Source organism: Thioalkalivibrio sp. ARh3, assembly GCF_000377265.1.
GTDB lineage: Bacteria > Pseudomonadota > Gammaproteobacteria > Ectothiorhodospirales > Ectothiorhodospiraceae > Thioalkalivibrio > Thioalkalivibrio thiocyanoxidans.
In genome coordinates this window covers 45193-60932 of the sequence record NZ_KB897951.1, presented here as the reverse complement: position 1 = coordinate 60932, position 15740 = coordinate 45193, and the positions used below count along the sequence as shown (strand labels likewise).

Genomic DNA, 15740 nt, shown 5'->3' with positions numbered 1-15740 from the left:
GGCCGCCACGGGGCGGTCCTTTTCAAGGGCGCCGGCACGAACCAGATTCAAGGAGATTCACATGGGTTTTCTGAAGGGCAAGCGCGCGCTGATTGTCGGCGTGGCCAGTAACCGCTCCATCGCCTACGGCATTGCCTCGGCGATGCATCGCGAAGGCGCCGAGCTCGCGTTCACCTATCAGAACGAACGGCTGCGCGACCGCGTGGAAAAACTGGTCGCCGACTTCGACTCCGACATCCTCGTGCCCTGCAACGTCGAGGACGACCGCGAGATCGAACAGGTCTTCGAGCGTCTGGACGACTACTGGGACGGCGTCGATATCCTGGTGCACTCGGTCGCCTTTGCCCCGAAGGAGCAACTGGACGGCGACTTCCTCGACAACATGACCCGCGACGGCTTCCGTATTGCCCATGATGTCAGTTCCTACAGCCTCGCGGCGCTGGCCAAGGCCGGTCGCGGCATGATGAAGGACCGCGACGCGTCGATCCTCACCCTGAGCTACCTCGGGGCCGAGCGATCGATGCCCAACTACAACGTGATGGGGCTGGCCAAGGCCAGCCTCGAAGCCAACGTCCGCTATCTCGCCTACACCCTGGGGCCGGAAACCACACGCGTGAATGCGATCTCCGCCGGTCCAATCCGCACGCTGGCCGCGTCGGGCATCGGCGAGTTCAAGCGCATCCTCGACCATGTCGAGGCCAACGCGCCGCTGCGCCGCAACGTGACCACCGAACAGGTCGGCAATGCCGGCGCCTTCCTCTGTTCCGACCTGGCCGCCGGCATCACCGGCGAGGTGATGTACGTCGACTCGGGCTACAATACCGTCGGCCTGGGCGCCGCCGAGATCGGACTCGACAAGGACAGCTAGGTCTTCACGCCCTCCCCGTTCACGGGGAGAGTAGAGGCATGAAAAAGGCCCGGCCCGCATTTGCGGACCGGGCCTTTTTTCGTTAGACGGTTCACCGGAACCGCCCAGCGGATGCAGCTAGTCCAGGTTCTCCGGATAACGCTTGATATCCGCCTCGGATTCCAGCCAGGCGAGATAGGCGCGGAACTCGGCGCTGGAATAGGCGTTATGCATCAGTTCGCGGGCCTGCTGACGCATCGTCTCGTCCGCCTCATCGTCGAGCCGAACCTCGTGCAGGATCGCGATGGCGTAATCGCCACTCCCCAGTTGAGTACCGCTGATCTCGACCGCATCCTCGACTGGGGCTGGCAGACGGAACAGGTGCTGCTGCAACCCACCGGGCACGCCGTTGTCGCCATCCACCGGCGAATCCCTTCGCACCTCGCGCTCCATCTGCCAGGCCTCCTCGTCCTCGATGGCGGCCGCCCAGTCGTCGGCCTCGCGAAGACGGGCAACGAGCTCCTCGCCCGCTTCGCGCGCGGCGTCGGCGGCCGCCTCGCGCCGCAGGCGCTCGCGAATCTCGTCCTCGACCTCTGCCAGCGGCCGCACATCGGACGGCTCGTGCTCGTCGATCCGCAGCACCACGGTCGAACCATCCTGCAGATCGATCGCCTCGCTGTTCTGGCCATCCTCCAGCACACGGGGATCGAAGGCAGCATTGCGGATCGAACGGTGCTGGGCGATGCCATCGCCGGAACCGCGAGTGAACCAGTCGCTGGTCTGGACCTCCAGGCGGGTGGCCTCGGCCGCGGGTTCCAGACTGTCCGGGTACTCGGCGGCCTGACCCATCAGGTCATCCAGGGCGTCGATCTGCATCTGTTCGGCGCTGCGGTCGCGCAGGTCGCGCTCGACCTCGTCCCGCACGTCCTCAAACGGTTGCGGGCGGGCCTCCTCAATCGAGGTTACCTCGAGGATGAACCAGCCCCGATCAGTGCGCACCGGACGGCTGATCAAACCCTCGGGGAGCGTGAAGATGACGGTTTCGAGCGTGCGATCCAGATCCCCCCGGGCAATCTCTCCCAGGCTGCCGCCACGGTCGGCGCTGAGGCGGTCCTCGGAGTACTCTTCCGCCAGCTCCGCAAAATCCTCCCCGTCGTCCAGACGATCACGCAGTTCGTTGATCTTCGCCTCGCCTTCCTCGCCAGTGTCCTGAATCCGGATCTGACGTACTTCGCGCAGCTCCGGCTCTTCGTAACGACTGCGGTTCACCTCGTAATGCTGGCGGATGTCTTCCTCGGAAACATCCACCGCGTCTTCCAGCGCCTCGGGGTCCAGCTGCAGATAGCTGATGCGTACCCGTTCCTCGGTCGTGAACTCGTCCTGATTGGCCTCGTAATAGGCCTCGATTGCCTCGTCGTCGACCACGTCCGGCTGATCGAAGTCATCGACCGGGACGATGCGCCAGCTGGCGACCCGCGTCTGATTGCGCAGCCGACCATAGTCGTCCACCATCGCGTCCGCCGCGAAGCCGGTCGCCTGAATGCCACCCTGAAGCTGCGACAGAATGATGGACTGGCCAATGTCCCGTTCGAAGTCCGACGGGCTCATGCGCTGGGCGCTGAGCAGCTGGACATAGCGCTCGCGACTGAATTGCCCCGCTTCCTGAAATACCTGCATGCCGCGAATCTCGCGCATGATGCTGTCTGGGGCGGCCTTGAAGCCCGCCGAGTCAGCCGCCTGGCGCAACAGCTCCTGGCGGATCAGGGTCTCCAGCGCCTGCATGCGAATGCCTTCCTCGTCAAGCAGATCATCCGGAATCTGACCCCCGAACATGCGGGCCATCTGGTCCCGCTGGGCACGCGCCTCGCTGTGCACGTCGCGCACCTGGATCTCGCTGCCGTTCACCTCGGCCGCCACCCGCGGCGCCGCACCACCGAAGTATTCCCCAAGCCCCCAGACGGCGAAGGGAATGGTAATCAGGCCAATGATCACATAGGCGAGCCAACCGCTCGCCCGGTCGCGAATTGCTTGCAGCATGGTGGTCTCTGCGTGCTCCGGGGTCGCCCCGGCGCTCGGTGCCCGGGGGTTTCAAAATCAACAGTTGATGGTAGCAGGAGCAGCGCCCCAAGTCTCCGTCAACCCAGAGAAATCGGGGTAGCGAGGGCGAGGTCAGCGCTAAACGCGAGTCCGCCCAGAGAGCAGTGCATCCACCCGGTCGAGGTCCTCCGGCGTATCGACCCCCGGGGGGTGGGCCTCGTGGCGGCGCCCGACCTGGATCCAGGCGCCCATGGCCAGGGCCCGCAGCTGTTCCAGCTGTTCGAGCCGTTCCAGGCTGGCGGGTGGCTCGGCACTCATGCGGCGCAGGAAACCGGCGCGATAGGCATAGACGCCCAGATGCCGGGTCGCCTGATCCAGCGCCGGGGCGCGGCCTTCCCGATGGGCCTCGCGATCCCAGGGGATCGGGGCGCGCGAGAAATACAGGGCGCGCCCCGACGCATCGGTGACCAGCTTGACCTGGTTCGGGTCCGCCAGGTCCTCGGGGCGCCGGATCGGTACGCCGAAGGTCGCCATGTCTGCTTCCGGCGTGTCGGCCAGCAGGCGGGCCAGATCATCCAGCAGCGGCCCCGGGGTCAGCGGTTCGTCGCCCTGCAGATTGACCACGATGGATTCGTCGCCCCAGCCCTCGGCGGCCGCCACCGCCGCGATGCGGTCGGTACCGGAGGGCAGACCGGCATCGGTGGCAAACGCCTCGACCCCGCACTGGCGCGCGACATCAAGGATGCGCTGGTCGTCCGCTGCCACGACTACCCGTGTGGCCCGGCTCTCCTTGGCCCGGGCGATCGCATGCGCGATCAAGGGCCGTCCGGCGACCGCAGCCAGAGGCTTGCCCGGCAGCCGGCTGGAGGCCATCCGGGACGGGATCACGACATGGAAGGCAGCCATGGAAAGTCAGGCGTCGCGCCAGCGCTCCTTCTCCTCGTCCGACAGCACGCGGGCCTCGTCCTCCAGCATCACCGGAATGTCGTCGCGGATCGGGTAGGCCAGACCCGCGGAGACCGAGATCAGCTCCTGGTTCTCGCGGTCGTACTTGAGCGGGCCCTTGGTCACCGGGCAGACGAGAATATCGAGCAGACGCTTGTCCATTTAATACCCCAATAGTAGTTGCGACGCGGTCAGATCAGCGCCTTCTTGATTCGGGCGACCGTTTCCAGACGGGCCAGCAAAGCCGACTCGAAGGTAGACGGCACGCGGGCCGCAATCGGCCAGTACCAGTGATTCTCCTGCGCGAACGTCCGGCATTTTACGGCATCCTTCTCGGTCATCAGAACCGGCAGACCGTCATCGAAGCGAATCTGGTGCGGACGAAAGCGGTGGTGGTCCGGAAACGGGTGCCGGATAATGTCGATCTGGGCCGCCTCGAGCATGCGGAAGAAGCGCTCCGGGTCGGCAATACCGGCGACCGCATGGGCATCGCGACGGGCAAAGCGATGCGGCTTGTAGCCCTCGCCATATCCATCCACGCGCTGCAGGCGACTGGCCGGTACCAGCTCCATCGAAAACTCGCCAGGCCCGGGCTCGCCCCCGGTCACCAGCACGAAATCCGCCCGCTCGCGCGCCGACCGGGGCTCGCGCAACGGCCCGGAGGGCAGGCACAGACCGTTGCCCAGCCGGCGCTTGCCGTCGATCATCAGGATGGTGATGTCACGCGGCAGCCGGTGATGCTGCATCCCGTCGTCGGCGATGACCACGTCCACACCCTGGTCGGTCAGCGCCCGCGCCCCACGCACCCGATCGCGGTCGACCTGTACCGGGACCCCGGTGCGCTGTGCGATCAGCAGGGGTTCGTCTCCGACCACCACGGGGTCGGAAAGCGGTGTCACCCGAATCCCCGAGACATCCCCGCGCCCGCCGTAGCCCCGGCTGACGATCCCCGGCCGATACCCGGCATCCGCCAGCCGCTTCGCCAGCCATATCGTCATCGGGGTCTTGCCACTGCCACCGACAGTCAGGTTACCGACCACGATCACGGCCTTGGCCGGGATCGTGATGCCCCGCCTTGCCTGCTCCAGCCGGTGGCGATTCCACTCGACAAGCCCGGCATAGGCCAGCGACAGCGGATACATCGCCGCCGCGAACGGCCCGCGCTGGCACCACTGATCCCAGATTCGGGCACCCAGCCACGCCTTGAACCGGCCCATGGCTACCAGTCCCAGACCCGCCGCAGCACGGCATCGAAATTAGTATCCACCTGACGGCGCTCCTCCCAGAAGCGCCGTCGGGCCGCATCGCCCTGCTGGCGCCGGGAGGCGGGGTCGTCACGCAGACGCGCCCAGGCCTCCAGCACGGCGGACGCACCCTCCAGCACCGGGCATGGCACCTCGGCGGCCGGCACCTCTCCCAGACTCACGGCCGCGCCCCCCGCAAGCCCCTGCCAGAGGGCCTGACGGTCGGGCGCGGCCAGGTGTACCGCATGCGCGGCGCTGGCCGCGGCCGCAAACCAGCGCCGGTCATCCAGATGCAGGACGGTCCCCGGCGCCAGTGCCGATCGATCCCAGTCCGAGACCCGCAGCCCGGCCCCCGGGAGATCGCGCGCGGTCGCCGCCGCCCCGCCCCGGCGACTGGCCAGCAGGATATCGGTCGCCCCCATGCCGGATGCCTCCCAGGCCGCGCGCCATGCGGTCCACTGGTCGTCACGTCCATGCCACCACCACAGCCGCTGCACCTCCCCGCCGACCAGGGCGCGCAGGACCACGTCCGCCTGGGCCTCGACAAAACGGGCCTGAGGGTCGGCAGCCGCCAGGACATCGGTCGCCGCACCCTCGCCCCAGCTCGTCGGTGCGTCCAGGGGCCAGCACTGCTCCACTGGCCGCGCGGGTTGCCACTGCGGGGGGCGCGTATTAACTGCGATCACCGGGCACCGGGCCTGTGCCAGCAGGCTGCGCGGGGCATGGCCTCCGGCCAGGAGGATACCGTGGGGCTGGAAGCGATCCAGGACACGGCGCACCACGCGCGGGCGATCGCACGGGCCGTAGCCCACCCCGACCTTCCTGAACGGCTGCATGTGGCGCTCGAACAGCTCGGGATAGTCCTGCTCGAAGGTCAGCACGATGCGCACGTCGTGGCGCTTGTCGCGCACCGCGCCCAGAAGCTCGATACCCAGACGCACATCCTCGGGGGTGCCACCGGCCTTGATCCAGACCAGGCGCCCGCGCTCGGCGGGCGCGCTCAGAAAGCCGCGGCGCGCCCGGGCCCGTGCACCGTTGCCCTGGCGATAGTCGCGCCAGACGGCACGCCAGACCGGCAGCGGGCGATCACCGTAGCCCGCTGCCTCATCCCCCATGCGCAGCCCCGGAGGCGGCATGTTCGCGCGGGCCCTCAGTCATCGTCGCCGCGCTCGCCCAGGGTCGCGATCGAGACCGAGGTAATGCCCAGGCGCCCGACCACGTCCAGCGCGCGCACCACCGACTGATGCGACGCATTGGCGTCGGCACGGATCAGCACGGGGTCGTCCTCGCGGCCCTCGCGCGCCTCGGACAGCACGCGCTCCAGGGTCTCGGCGCGACGGTTGACCAGCTCCTGGCCGTTGACGAAGTAGTTGCCGTCGGCATCCACCACGATATCCAGCCAGGCCCGCTCGACCGCCTCCGCCTCACGGTCGGCCGAGGGCAGGGTCAGTTCGATGTCCGCGTGCTGATCGAAGGTGGTCGAGACCATGAAGAAGATCAGCAGCAGGAAGACGACATCGATCAGCGGCGTCAGATTGACGCCGGGCTCTTCCTGGCGGGTCTTCCTGCGGAAGTTCACGCCGTGGCCTCGATTTCGGTGCTGCCCGTTCCGCGCTCGCCGTGGATCACCTCGACCAGCTTGGTCGCTTCCTGCTCCATCTCCAGCACCAGTTCGTCGATACGGCCCCGGAAATAGCGGTGGAAGGCCAGCGCCGGGATCGCCACGCCGATGCCGGTGGCGGTGGTGATCAGGGCCTGGGAAATGCCCCCGGCCAGATCGCGCGGGCTGCCGACACCGATCTCGGTGATTACGGTGAAGACCTCGATCATCCCGACCACGGTCCCCAGCAGGCCCAGCAGCGGAGTGATCATCGCGATGGTGCCCAGTGTATTCATGTAGCGCTCGAGTTCGTGCGCCACCCGGCGGCCGGCCTCCTCGATGCTCTCCTGGGTGATCTGGCGCGCGCGGTCATGGGTCGCCAGGCCGGCAGCCAGCACGGCGCCCAGAGGCGAGCCCCCCCGGATGCGCTGGATGTCCTCCAGAGTCAGCCCCTGCATGCGCATCTGCTCCCAGATCGTGCCGAGCAGGCGCGGCGGGACCACGCGCGAGCGCCGCAGCGTCCACAGGCGTTCCAGCACAATGGCCACTGCGAGTACGGAACACAGCAGGATCGGCAGCATCAGCCAGCCGCCCGCCTGTACGATCTCCAGCATTCGGTCTCTCCCTCTTGGCTCGTCGGGCCGGCGCGTCAGTCGCGCCGGAACACGGCCATGGATTCCACATGGGCGGTATGCGGGAACATGTCCATGATCCCGGCCCGCTCCAGGCGATAGCCATGATGATGCACCAGGCGCTCGGCGTCACGGGCGAGCGTGGCCGGGTTGCAGGAAACATAGACCATGCGCTCGATGCGCTGCGGCGCCAGCGCCTCGATCACCGCGGCCGCGCCGGTGCGCGGCGGGTCCAGCAGCACGCGGTCATGGCGCTCGCCCAGCCAGCCGGCATCTTTAAGCGCGTCCACGTCGTCCAGGTCGGCGCGTTCGTAGCGGGTGTTGGCAATGCCCTGGTCGCGGGCATTGGCGCGCGCCCGTGCCAGCATCGCGTCGTCCACCTCAACGCCCACCACTTCGCCGGCCACCTCGCCGTTCGTCACGCTGCGTGCCAGCGGCAGGGTGAAATTGCCCAGCCCGCAGAACAGATCCAGCACCCGCTGGCCGGGCTGCAGGTCCAGCGCGGCCAGCGCCTGCGGGACCATCTTGCGGTTGATCCCGGCATGCACCTGGATGAAGTCCGTGGGCATGAACGGGACCGACACGCCGTAGTCCGGATGGCGATAGACCAGCGGCTCGATCGGCCCGGCCAGCGGTTCCACCGTCTCCGGGCCGCCAGGCTGCAGATACACCTGAATGCCCTCGGCCTCCGCCCAGTCGGACAGCCGGGCGCTGTCCGCCTCCGACAGCGGATCCAGGTTGCGGAAGATCAGCGCCACACGCTCGTCATCATCCACCGCCACCTCGATCTGCGGCAGGCGGTCGCGCGCCTCGAGGCCACCGATCAGCTCGCGCAGGTCCCGGATGCGCTGCCCCACGGCCGGGTGCAGCACCTCGCAGTGGGTCATCTCGGCCAGATACGGGCTGCCGCGCTCGCGAAAGCCGACCAGTACCCCGCCCTTCTTGGGCACGTACTTCGCCCCCAGCCGCGCGGTGCGCCGGTAGCCGAGGGTGGTGTCGGTCAGCGGCTCGAAACGGGCCTCGGGGGTCACGTGGCCGATGCGCTCGAGGGCATCGAACAGGGCCTGCTCCTTGATCGCGCGCTGGGTCTCGATCGACGCGTGCTGTAGCTTGCAGCCGCCACACAGGCCGAAGAACTCGCAGGGCGGCTCCACCCGACCCGGCGCGGCCTCCAGCACCTCGACCACCTCGGCACTGTCGAAGCGCCGCTTGCGCCCGGTCTGCACGGCCATTACCCGCTCGCCCTTCAGCGCCCCATGGATGAAGCAGGCCTTGCCATCGCGGCGGATCACGCCCTGGCCATCCAGCGTGACCTCCTCGATGGTGGCCTCGAACGGGGTCTTGTCAATGCGTGCCATCAGTCCGTGCGGCCGGCCGACTGCCAGGCGTCGAGGAATTCCCGGTGGTGGGCGGCACCGCTGGCCTCCAGGTATTCGGCCAGCTGCTGCTGGCGGCTGGCCAGGGCTGTGTCGGTCAGGTTGCCGCGCATGTACTCGAAGCGCAGCCAGACCAGATAGGTGTTCAGCACGTCGTGCTCCACATAGTCGTGGATCTCGGCCTGCCGGCCATCACGCCAGGCCGGCCAGACCTGCGAGCCGTCCATGCCCAGCTTGCCGGGGAAGCCGAGCAGGCTCGCCATCATGTCGAGGCTGGTGACCGCGCGCCCCTGGAACCCGGCCAGCACGTCCATCAGGTCCACATGGCGCCAGTGGAAGCGCGACAGGTAGTTGTTGTAGCGAAACTCGCGGTCGTCGTCGCCCTGCTCCCAGTAGCGCGGGGCCTGTACGCCGTTGACCAGTGCGCGGTAGTGCAGCACCGGCAGGTCGAAGCCGCCGCCGTTCCAGCTGACCAGCTGCGGCGTGCGCTTGTCGATCACGTCGAAGAACTGGCGCAGCAGCTCGGCCTCGGTCGGCGCCTGGCCGTCCTCGCCCTCGCGCCCGAAGGCGGAGAGTTTCAGCGCGTCGCCCCCCTGGTAGAGCACGCCGATGGAGACGATGCGGTGCAGCGGGTGCTTCAGGAATTCCGTGCCGGCCTGCGCGCGGCGCAGGGCGAACAGCGCCTCGGCCACCTCGTGATCGCTCAGGCCGTCGAAGTCGTGCAGGCGCCGGGCGCCGTCGATGTCGGGGACGGTCTCGAGATCGAAGATCAGGAGCGGGGCACTCATGCGGGAAACACGCCGGTGGAAATGTAGCGGTCGCCGCGGTCACAGATGATCGCGACGAAGGTGCCGCCCTCGGTCGCAGCCGCCAGCTTCAGGGCCGCGGCCACGGAACCACCGGACGACACCCCGGCGAAGATGCCCTCCTCGGCGGCCAGCCGGCGCATGGTGTCCTCGGCCTCCGTCTGGGTCACGTCCACGGTCTGATCGACCCGCGAGGCCTCGAAGATGGTCGGCAGGTACGCCTCCGGCCAGCGCCGGATGCCGGGGATGGACGATCCCTCGGTGGGCTGCACGCCGACGATCTGCACACTGGGGTCGCGCTCCTTCAGATAGCGCGACACGCCCATGATGGTGCCGGTGGTCCCCATGGCCGAGACGAAGTGGGTTACCGTGCCCTCGGTGTCGCGCCAGATCTCCGGGCCGGTGCCGATGTAGTGGGCGTCCGGGTTGTCCGGGTTGCCGAACTGGTTCAGCACCCGGCCCTTGCCCTCGGCCTCCATGCGGTCGGCCAGATCGCGCGCGCCTTCCATGCTCTCCTCGCGCGAGACCAGCACCAGCTCGGCGCCAAAGGCCTTCATCGAGGCGCGGCGCTCGGCGGACATGTTGTCCGGCATCACCAGGATCATGCGATAGCCCTTCATCGCCGCGACCATCGCCAGCGCGATACCGGTATTGCCGCTGGTCGCCTCGATCAGGGTGTCGCCGGGCTGGATGTCCCCACGGCGCTCGGCCGCCTGGATCATGTTCAGCGCGGGCCGGTCCTTGACCGAACCGGCGGGATTGTTGCCCTCGAGCTTCACCAGCACCGTGGACGGCAGGTCCGCCGCCATGCGCTGCAGGCGCACCAGCGGCGTGTTGCCGACAAAGTGCTCGAGGGTCGGGAAGGATTCCGGGTGCAGACGTTTCTTCATGCGCGCAGAGTATAACGACCGGGCCCCGTCCCTGCCCACGCATGCGACGGTCCGGTGCCGGGGCTTCCCATGGCGATTGCTTCGTCGCGTTGCTCCTCGCAATGACGCGAAGGGGGCATCGTCCTCGCGAGACCCCGCCGGGGGGCCCGGCAACTTCCGTCCGGAACCACCGGAACCGAATTTCGGGCGCCCCGCAAGCTTCAGGCGATTGCTTCGTCGCTTGGCTCCTCGCAATGACACCAAGAGGGCACCGTCATCGCGAGGAGCGGAGCGACGTGGCGATCTCCACGCGGACTCCGGCGTGAGTCCGGGTGAACGCCGGAGTTGCGCCCTGAGATTACTCGCCGCGCTCGGCCTGCGGTCGTTCAACGCGCTTCGCGCTTTTGTGTCGCGACCCCTCCGGGCCTCGCAATGACGTCGGAAAAGAATACTGTCATCGCGAGGCGCGCAGTGCCGTGGCGATCGGTGTGACCAGGCCACCTGCGCAAGCCCGTCTCGCAACCTCCCGGCTTCCGGCCTAAGATCCAGTCATGCTCGTATTGCTGGAATACCTGGTCGTCACCTTCCTGGCGGTGTTCGTGATCGTGAACCCGCTGACGACGGCATTCATCTTCACGGCAATGCTGCCACGCGCCTCGGAGGAGAAGCGCCGGGCGATCGCGATGCGCTCGGTGAAGGTAGCCACCTCCTTGCTGTTCGCGTTTGCCCTGCTGGGCGGGGTGATCTTCCAGCTGTTCGGCATCACCCTGGCCGCGTTTCGCATCGCGGGCGGCATCATCCTGTTCGGCATCGCGATCGGCATGATCCGGCAGAAAGGGGCGACCGAAAAGGAGACCGCCGAGGAGGTCAAGGCCGACAAGGGGCAGGTGACCGAGGACATCTCGGTCATCCCGCTGGCGATCCCGTTCATGAGCGGCCCGGGCGCGATCGCCACGGTAATGATCCTGACCAGCGAGGCCCCGACGGTCTACCACACGGGGCTCGTGTTCCTCGGCGTGCTGGCCTGCATGGTCGCCTGCTACTACGCGATGATCTATTCGCGCTACATCGTCCAGTACCTGGGCGACACCGGGAAGGACATCCTGACCAAGGTCTTCGGCCTGATCCTCGCAGTACTGGCCGTGCAGTTCGTGATCAACGGCATCAGCGATGCCGCGATCGGCTTCATGCTGGACACCGAGTTGCTGGACGAAACCGAGGTGGAGGACCCGCGCATCCCGGCGCGTGACCAAGACTAGTCGGCCACTCGTACCGGCCCACTCAAGCCGTCCGGGTTGCCCGAGCGCGCTGCGGGAGACGCACCGGGATCGAGGCCAGCAGCGCGGCCACGAACAGGAACAGACAGAACAGGATTGCGTTGGCCAGGCCCAGCCAGGCCTGCAGCAGGCCGATCCCGGCGAGGCCAAAGATCGCGGCCGCGCGCGCCGACAGGGCCCAGAACCCGAACCAGCGCCCGGCCTCGCGCACCGGGACCATCATGCCCACCAGCGCGCGCCCGGCCGACTGCGCGGACCCCAGACAAAGACCGGCAAGGATGCCGACCCCGAGAAACACCATCTGCGCCTCCACCGGATGGCCAAGCAGCGCGCTCAACCACTGCGCGATGGTCGTGGTACCGAAGATTGCCAGCACCGCCAGCGCCCACAGCGCCAGGGTGATGCGGTAGATACGCACCGGGCCAACCCGGTCCATCAGGAAGCCAAAACCGATCGCACCGATGATCGCCGTGATCTGAGTGATCACGAACATCGCGATGCGCACGGGCTCGTCCCACTCGATCACCTGCGCGCCGTAAATGAACGTGAAGGAAATGATGATGAAGATCCCGGCCATCATGAAGAAGATGGACACATACAGCGCGCGCAGCTCGCGGCGCTGACCCAGCGTAACCAGCGACTCGCGCACCCGGCGCCAGCCAAGCCCCAGCTGCAGCCGTCGGCGCATGCGCCGGCGTGTGCCGCGCTCCTTCAGGAACAGGAAGGTCGGGATCGCCGAGAGCAGGAAGAAGGCCGCGGCGAACGGCCCCACCCAGCGGATGCGCTCGAAGTTCCCCTCGCTGACCTCGCCCAGGAGCCCCAGGGCGAAGGCGGTGGCGACCAGCCCGCCGAGATACCCCATGCCCCAGCCAAGCCCCGAGATCCAGCCAAGCTTCTCCGGCGGCCCGAGGCTGGGCAGGAAGCTGGCGATAAAGGACTCGCCGATCGCGTAGCCGAAGTTGGAGGCGATGATCAGCGCCATACCGAAGATCACCAGCCCCGGCTCGACGAAGTACAGCAGGCCAGTGGTCACCACGGTCAGCATCCAGGAGGCCATCAGGAAGCGCTTGCGCGAGGCTGTGGCGTCCATCACCGCACCGGCAAACGGTGCGGCGATCACCACCATCGCGTAGCTGGTCGCCAGTGCAAAACTCCACAGGAAATTGCCCAGGCGGTAGTCGGGCCCGTCGCCGACGATAATGCGAGTAAACAGATCGCCGAAGATCACGGTGATGATCAGCAGCGTGTAGGCCTGGTTGGCGAAGTCGAACATCGCCCAGCCGAAGATCTCGCGGCGCGGGGCGGGGGCATCGACGGGGTGACGCCGGATCAGCGGCATAGGGGACCAGAGGTCATGGTTTGGCGCATCCTAACGCGAATCCATTCGACAGTTTTTGAGCTTACGGCCGGATGGTGTAGGCCCCGCCGTCGAACTCGACCTCGAAGGCGTCCAGGAACGCCTGGCCCAGCCGCGACCGCGGCAGGTCGTCGTCCGCAAGGACGATCACCGGCACGTCATCGCGGGCCAGATGCCCCAGCTGCAGGCGATCAACGCGCAATGAGTACCCCGTCACTATCCCGCGTGCGCGTTCGACCCGGACCGACTCCCCACGGTCGGGATCCAGGCCCGAGCGCCGGGCATCGCGCTCGCGCAGCAGTACCGACTCGCCCTCGGGATCGATCACGAACGTCACCGCCTGGCCATTGACCCCGCCGGTAACCGCGTGCTCGCCCGCCGAATCCCGATGTACGGTGACCCCGGCGCCACGCCGATCGGACTGGGGGGCACCGGCGCCGCGGGGGCGCCGTTCTACCTGCAGTTCGCGGCGATCGCCGTCGCGCTCGACCACCGCCCCACTGCCGGAGATGCGCAGCACCCGCACCCCGCCCGGCCCGATCTCCCCCTCGCCGACCAGGGCGCGCTCGCCGTCGATCGACAGCACGACCTGATTGCCGAACACGGCATGCAGCTGCCAGTCCTCCGCCGCGACCGGCGCGGCGAGCAGACAAAGCACAATGATGACGGCGATGTGTGGCATGCCCCGGTTATACCCTGACCGCCTGAATCGCACCAGAACGGCTTCTTCCTGCATCACGCGATGCCGACGCTTGCTACCATCGGGAGACATTCTTTGCGGAGCCCCGCATGTCCGCCACTGTCCCCACCGCCACGGCGCCCACCCGGGCGCCGGCCACCGCCGCCCGCCAGCTGTTCACGCTGGTGCTCCTGCTGATCGGCCTGTGGCTTTTGCACCTGAACCTGCGCGTGGCGCCCGAGGCGGTGATCCTGGCCCTGTGGATCGGGGCGACCCTGCTGATCGGCTACGGCGGCTTTCGCCGCCACCGGCTGCGCCGAGCCGCCTTTCTGCGCGGCTACCTGGATGCGGGCAGCCCGTGGAGCGAACGCCTGCGCGGGGGCCCGTTGATGGCGCTGCGTCACCTGCTTGTGGGTGCCCTGCTGGGCGGGCTTCTGGTGCTGGCGCTGGCCCGCATCCAGACCCCGGCGGTGTGGGCGGTCCTGGTCGCGGGCGCGCTGGCACTGGTCGTACTGGAGGCCGCCTTGGCCCGTCTGGTCGCCGGTCATGCGCATCCGCGGCTGGCCCCGGAGCTGGCCCGGCGCGGCGCCTTGTGGATCACCGGCGTCGGGATGACGCTGGCTTTGCTGGTGCTGGCCCTGCGTGGCTGGTATCCGGATCTGTCCGGCACCTCACTGGAACAGGTGATCTGGTTCATGGTGGAACACGAGGGGGCCCGCAGCGCCGTACTGGAAGTGGGGCTGCAGCTGGCCGCGGCCCAGGACGGGCTGCGCCTGTGGCTCGGCCAGCAGTGGCTGCCGCCCGGCGCCCAGCCACTGCCGGTGCTGGTGGCCTGGTCGCTTCTGCTGATCGAACAGGCATTCCTGGCGGTCGGTTTCCTGCTGCTGGCCAATGGTCTGTTCCCGCCCCGCGATCCCGGCGATGAGCCCGCGCAACCGTAGGCTCCTGCGGACTCTGGTCTGGTTCGCGCTGACCGCCCTCGCGGCGGCCGCATTCCTGGCCCAGGTCGATCTCCACGAAGCACGCCAGTGGGATGACCAGGCGCATGTCGAACTAGAGTTCGAGGGCGAGCGCTATCGGCTCGACCGCGACCGACTGAGCCGCCTGGAGCGCTTCTCGCTGGAGTGGCTGGAGGCCGGAGACGAGCAGGTCCGAAGCCAGTGGCAGACCCGAATCGATCACCAACTGGACCGGCACTTCCAGACCCTGCACGACCGCGTGCCCGAGGTCGCGGACTGGTACTTCTCGCTGGGCGCGGAATATCAGCGCCTGTTGCTCCGCGGTGCCCAGTGGCTGGGCACGGCCGAAGACGACGCGGCCACACGGGCCCTGCGCGACCGGCTCCTGCCGGAAGACCTCTGGGACGGCCCCCTGCAGGCGCTGGCCGAACGGGCGCAATGGGGCCTGGACGAGGATCAGCGCAAGGTCCGGGATGCCTGGCGCATCGCCCTGACGCGCGAGATGGCCGACGCCCGCGTACCCGCCACGCCGGCCGCCCTGCAGTCCCCGATCGAACAGCACGCGCGCATCGAACGGGCCCAGCAACTGGCCCGCGCTATGGATGCGGATCTCGCCCGACTGGAACAGCGCGCGGGCCTGGCGGCCACGGCCGCCGCCGGGACCGGGCTGGCCACCCCGCTGATCGCCCGTGCGGTGCAGGCCCGGCTGGCGGCCCAGGCCGCGCGCAGTGGCGCCGCGGCACTGACCCGGGCCGGGCGCGCGGGGGCCCTGGGCGCGGGGGTCTGTGCCTGGAGCGGCCCGGTCTCGCTCGGCTGCGGGATCGCGGCCGCCGGCGCGGCCTGGGTCGGGACCGACTGGGTGCTGCTACGCATCGACGAGGCGCGCCACCGCGAGGATCTCGAGGCCGCCCTGCACGAGGCCCTGCACGCCCTGCACACCGAGACCCGCCTAACCTGGCAGCAGTCCATCGCCGAGCATGTCGAGGCACGCCACGCGGCCAGCCGCGAATCGATCGACAAGACCTTCCAGCCGTGGAAGGCGGCCCTGAATCCGTGAACCCGGGCACCCGTTGCACCCCCGGCAACCCCGTCGCGCCTGCGGCGTCTCGGCA

16 protein-coding genes are annotated in these 15740 nt (G+C 68.3%); 4 read left to right on the top strand and 12 right to left on the bottom strand.

What is annotated here, in order from left to right; all coding sequences use genetic code 11:
• Positions 1 to 61: 61 nt before the first annotated feature.
• Positions 62 to 868, top strand: coding sequence for an enoyl-ACP reductase (locus C995_RS0110375; protein WP_018864877.1), 807 nt, complete (start codon positions 62 to 64; stop codon positions 866 to 868).
• A gap of 117 nt (positions 869 to 985) precedes the next feature.
• Here C995_RS0110375 and C995_RS0110370 read toward each other — a convergent pair whose 3' ends face one another.
• From C995_RS0110370 to cysM, 10 genes are all read right to left on the bottom strand, one after another.
• A complete protein-coding gene (locus C995_RS0110370) occupies positions 986 to 2884 on the bottom strand; it encodes a SurA N-terminal domain-containing protein (RefSeq protein ID WP_018864876.1) in 1899 nt (632 codons plus the stop codon).
• A 138-nt stretch (positions 2885 to 3022) separates the two neighbouring features.
• Complete coding sequence (gene kdsB, locus C995_RS0110365; RefSeq protein ID WP_018864875.1) at positions 3023 to 3790, bottom strand: 3-deoxy-manno-octulosonate cytidylyltransferase; 768 nt, start codon at positions 3788 to 3790, stop codon at positions 3023 to 3025.
• Between the two features lie 6 nt (positions 3791 to 3796).
• Positions 3797 to 3991, bottom strand: coding sequence for a Trm112 family protein (locus tag C995_RS0110360; protein WP_018864874.1), 195 nt, complete (start codon positions 3989 to 3991; stop codon positions 3797 to 3799).
• A gap of 29 nt (positions 3992 to 4020) precedes the next feature.
• Entirely contained in the window at positions 4021 to 5046 is a 1026-nt protein-coding gene (lpxK, locus tag C995_RS0110355) for a tetraacyldisaccharide 4'-kinase (protein WP_018864873.1), read from the bottom strand.
• 2 nt (positions 5047 to 5048) lie between these two features.
• Positions 5049 to 6188: a glycosyltransferase N-terminal domain-containing protein gene (locus tag C995_RS0110350; protein WP_018864872.1), complete on the bottom strand. Its 1140-nt coding sequence runs from the start codon at positions 6186 to 6188 to the stop codon at positions 5049 to 5051.
• A 35-nt stretch (positions 6189 to 6223) separates the two neighbouring features.
• A complete protein-coding gene (locus C995_RS0110345; RefSeq protein WP_018864871.1) occupies positions 6224 to 6652 on the bottom strand; it encodes a biopolymer transporter ExbD in 429 nt (142 codons plus the stop codon).
• The gene (locus C995_RS0110340) at positions 6649 to 7287 is read right to left on the bottom strand and encodes a MotA/TolQ/ExbB proton channel family protein (protein WP_018864870.1); all 639 of its coding nucleotides are present in this window, start codon (positions 7285 to 7287) and stop codon (positions 6649 to 6651) included. Before C995_RS0110340 ends, C995_RS0110345 begins: the two co-directional genes overlap by 4 nt.
• A gap of 35 nt (positions 7288 to 7322) precedes the next feature.
• Positions 7323 to 8663, bottom strand: coding sequence for a 23S rRNA (uracil(1939)-C(5))-methyltransferase RlmD (gene rlmD, locus C995_RS0110335; protein ID WP_018864869.1), 1341 nt, complete (start codon positions 8661 to 8663; stop codon positions 7323 to 7325).
• Entirely contained in the window at positions 8663 to 9469 is an 807-nt protein-coding gene (locus C995_RS0110330; RefSeq protein ID WP_018864868.1) for a 3'-5' exonuclease, read from the bottom strand. The genes rlmD and C995_RS0110330 overlap by 1 nt, the downstream gene beginning before the upstream one ends.
• Positions 9466 to 10377: a cysteine synthase CysM gene (cysM, locus tag C995_RS0110325; protein ID WP_018864867.1), complete on the bottom strand. Its 912-nt coding sequence runs from the start codon at positions 10375 to 10377 to the stop codon at positions 9466 to 9468. Before cysM ends, C995_RS0110330 begins: the two co-directional genes overlap by 4 nt.
• Positions 10378 to 10907: 530 nt before the next feature.
• Here cysM and C995_RS0110320 point away from each other — a divergent pair.
• Entirely contained in the window at positions 10908 to 11615 is a 708-nt protein-coding gene (locus C995_RS0110320; RefSeq protein WP_018864866.1) for a MarC family protein, read from the top strand.
• Positions 11616 to 11637: 22 nt separating this feature from the next.
• Here C995_RS0110320 and C995_RS0110315 read toward each other — a convergent pair whose 3' ends face one another.
• Entirely contained in the window at positions 11638 to 12972 is a 1335-nt protein-coding gene (locus C995_RS0110315; RefSeq protein ID WP_018864865.1) for an MFS transporter, read from the bottom strand.
• A 61-nt stretch (positions 12973 to 13033) separates the two neighbouring features.
• Positions 13034 to 13672, bottom strand: coding sequence for a TIGR02281 family clan AA aspartic protease (locus tag C995_RS0110310; protein WP_018864864.1), 639 nt, complete (start codon positions 13670 to 13672; stop codon positions 13034 to 13036).
• 107 nt (positions 13673 to 13779) lie between these two features.
• Between C995_RS0110310 and C995_RS0110305 the strand changes: the two genes are divergently transcribed.
• Together C995_RS0110305 and C995_RS0110300 are read left to right on the top strand one after the other, a co-directional pair.
• Complete coding sequence (locus tag C995_RS0110305) at positions 13780 to 14610, top strand: hypothetical protein (RefSeq protein WP_018864863.1); 831 nt, start codon at positions 13780 to 13782, stop codon at positions 14608 to 14610.
• Entirely contained in the window at positions 14591 to 15685 is a 1095-nt protein-coding gene (locus C995_RS0110300) for a hypothetical protein (RefSeq protein ID WP_019623658.1), read from the top strand. The genes C995_RS0110305 and C995_RS0110300 overlap by 20 nt, the downstream gene beginning before the upstream one ends.
• Positions 15686 to 15740: the final 55 nt, after the last annotated feature.

Excerpts from the sequence above, each read along its gene's own strand:
- C995_RS0110375 (WP_018864877.1), top strand. The coding sequence starts at position 62 with ATGGGTTTTCTGAAGGGCAAGCGCGCGCTGATTGTCGGCGTGGCCAGT.
- C995_RS0110370 (WP_018864876.1), bottom strand. The coding sequence starts at position 2,884 with ATGCTGCAAGCAATTCGCGACCGGGCGAGCGGTTGGCTCGCCTATGTG.
- kdsB (WP_018864875.1), bottom strand. The coding sequence starts at position 3,790 with ATGGCTGCCTTCCATGTCGTGATCCCGTCCCGGATGGCCTCCAGCCGG.
- C995_RS0110360 (WP_018864874.1), bottom strand. The coding sequence starts at position 3,991 with ATGGACAAGCGTCTGCTCGATATTCTCGTCTGCCCGGTGACCAAGGGC.
- lpxK (WP_018864873.1), bottom strand. The coding sequence starts at position 5,046 with ATGGGCCGGTTCAAGGCGTGGCTGGGTGCCCGAATCTGGGATCAGTGG.
- C995_RS0110350 (WP_018864872.1), bottom strand. The coding sequence starts at position 6,188 with ATGGGGGATGAGGCAGCGGGCTACGGTGATCGCCCGCTGCCGGTCTGG.
- C995_RS0110340 (WP_018864870.1), bottom strand. The coding sequence starts at position 7,287 with ATGCTGGAGATCGTACAGGCGGGCGGCTGGCTGATGCTGCCGATCCTG.
- rlmD (WP_018864869.1), bottom strand. The coding sequence starts at position 8,663 with ATGGCACGCATTGACAAGACCCCGTTCGAGGCCACCATCGAGGAGGTC.
- C995_RS0110330 (WP_018864868.1), bottom strand. The coding sequence starts at position 9,469 with ATGAGTGCCCCGCTCCTGATCTTCGATCTCGAGACCGTCCCCGACATC.
- cysM (WP_018864867.1), bottom strand. The coding sequence starts at position 10,377 with ATGAAGAAACGTCTGCACCCGGAATCCTTCCCGACCCTCGAGCACTTT.
- C995_RS0110320 (WP_018864866.1), top strand. The coding sequence starts at position 10,908 with ATGCTCGTATTGCTGGAATACCTGGTCGTCACCTTCCTGGCGGTGTTC.
- C995_RS0110315 (WP_018864865.1), bottom strand. The coding sequence starts at position 12,972 with ATGCCGCTGATCCGGCGTCACCCCGTCGATGCCCCCGCCCCGCGCCGC.
- C995_RS0110310 (WP_018864864.1), bottom strand. The coding sequence starts at position 13,672 with ATGCCACACATCGCCGTCATCATTGTGCTTTGTCTGCTCGCCGCGCCG.
- C995_RS0110305 (WP_018864863.1), top strand. The coding sequence starts at position 13,780 with ATGTCCGCCACTGTCCCCACCGCCACGGCGCCCACCCGGGCGCCGGCC.
- C995_RS0110300 (WP_019623658.1), top strand. The coding sequence starts at position 14,591 with ATGAGCCCGCGCAACCGTAGGCTCCTGCGGACTCTGGTCTGGTTCGCG.